Source organism: uncultured Campylobacter sp. (genome assembly GCF_937949835.1).
Lineage (GTDB): Bacteria > Campylobacterota > Campylobacteria > Campylobacterales > Campylobacteraceae > Campylobacter_B.
Genome location: NZ_CALEDC010000362.1, coordinates 1 through 1,729 on the forward strand (window position 1 = coordinate 1; position 1,729 = coordinate 1,729).

2 protein-coding genes are annotated in these 1,729 nt (G+C 45.8%); both read right to left on the bottom strand.

Annotated elements, in window-relative coordinates; genetic code table 11:
• On the bottom strand, nucleotides 1-805 hold an 805-nt coding region (locus tag Q0256_RS08305; protein WP_297962138.1), incomplete at its 3' end, for an alpha/beta hydrolase-fold protein.
• A partial coding sequence (locus tag Q0256_RS08310; RefSeq protein WP_297962140.1) for a TonB-dependent receptor occupies nucleotides 799-1,729 on the bottom strand: 931 nt, incomplete at its 5' end. The genes Q0256_RS08310 and Q0256_RS08305, both read right to left, overlap by 7 nt.

Below are 1,729 nucleotides of genomic sequence, written 5' to 3' on the forward strand. Positions count from 1 at the left end.
GCCCCTTTGTTTTTAAAATTTCAGCTAGATCGGTCGCTTTTAAAATTCCCGCTTTATCGGTTTTTCCTTTACGCATTTCACGCGAGCCAGCAACGAGCATTATGAATTTCGCTTTTAAATTTGATCTAAGCTTTCCCTCGTCTAGGGCATCTCTGATCAGCTGTGATTCGCCCCACCACAACGAAGGTGAGGCGATAAAAAACTCGTCGAAAATCCCATCGTCGCGCAGCAAAGCATAAATCCCGAATAGCCCGCCAAAAGAATGTCCGAAGTAAATTTTATCGCTTTTTGCCGTAGAGTATTTTTTCTCCACGAGCGGAAATAATTCATCTTTTACGAAATCGTAAAATTCTGCTGCGCCGCCGCCGTTTGCATATTCTTCGCCGCTCGCCGCGGGCGTTAAATCTCTCGTGCGACGCTTAGTGTCATACGCTAGCGGGCTATCGTATCCGATACCTACTATAAGGACGGTTTTATTTAATTTAGACCCGGTTTCGGCGTTTTGCTTTGCGCCATTCGCATAAATTTTCGCATAGGAGTTTAAAAGTATCGGAAACTGCGCGTTCGCATCAACCATAAAAACTACCCTATCGTAGCGAGCGACATTTTTTTGGCGAGCTATAAAAATTTTATATTTTTCTCCGTTCTTGCTTTTTAGAATAAAATCGCTCACATTAAACATTTCGTGCGCAGCTCCACTTGCCTGCTCAATCTTTTGCGGCGGTTTTGCCCCCAGATCGCAAGCGAATAAGCACACTAAAAAGAGCGCGTCAAATACCGCAAGAAAGCTCTTTAGGCTTACCATTTAGCGTTTACCTTAAACCAAAACCTCCTGCCCTCCTCGGGGTACCAATAGTAATTGCCGTCGTCTGCGAGACCCTCGTCGTATCGGACGTTATCAAAGATATTGTAAGCGGTTAAATTTAGGCTCAGATTATCGTTTAAATCGTATTGTGCGCCCAAATCCGTAGTAAAAAGCTTTTTGTCGTTTTTGCTGACTCTATTGCCCGGACCGAATTGCACGCTTGTAAGCTCGCTTTCGTAATTAAGACCGATAAAGGTAGAAAGCGGAGCGATAGGCCTATAGCTAAGCGTCGCATGTGCGGCATGCTTCGGAGTAGCGGTCAGGGATTTGCCATCTAGCCTACTAAGATTGGTTTGACTAAATTTAACGGCGCCGTTTGGCGTATAGATCGTAGGATCCCCGGTTTCGATCTCGGAGTGGCTATAGGTGTAGTTTGCCTTGAAATTTAGCCTCTTAGTAATATCGTAATCGCCACTCAGTTCAACGCCGTAAACCTCGGCTCCTTCTATATCAAAATACGTTCCCCAACCCGGGCAATTAACGCTCGGTGCGCCGGCGCAGCCTCCGTAAGCGGGAATCCTATTGATATTGCTGCCATCGGTATCTAAAATTTTATCTTTGAAGTCGTTTTTAAATAGCGTGATATTGCCGCGCAGATCGTCTGCATTGTCGTAATAAAGCCCGATCTCGTAGGTCGTGCTTTTCTCGGGCTTTAAATCCTTGTTACCGAAATCTATAATCCTCCAGCCGCCCTGAATCGTGCCTACTTCAGGCGAAATTTGATTGACGTTGGGAGTTTTATAACCGGTTGCGACGCCGCCTTTGATCGTCCAAGTATCGCCTATATTAAACGTCGCGTAGGCTCTAGGAGAAAAGTGGTTGCCGAAGTATTCGTTGTGCGTGAGCCTGCCGCCGAGCGTTAAA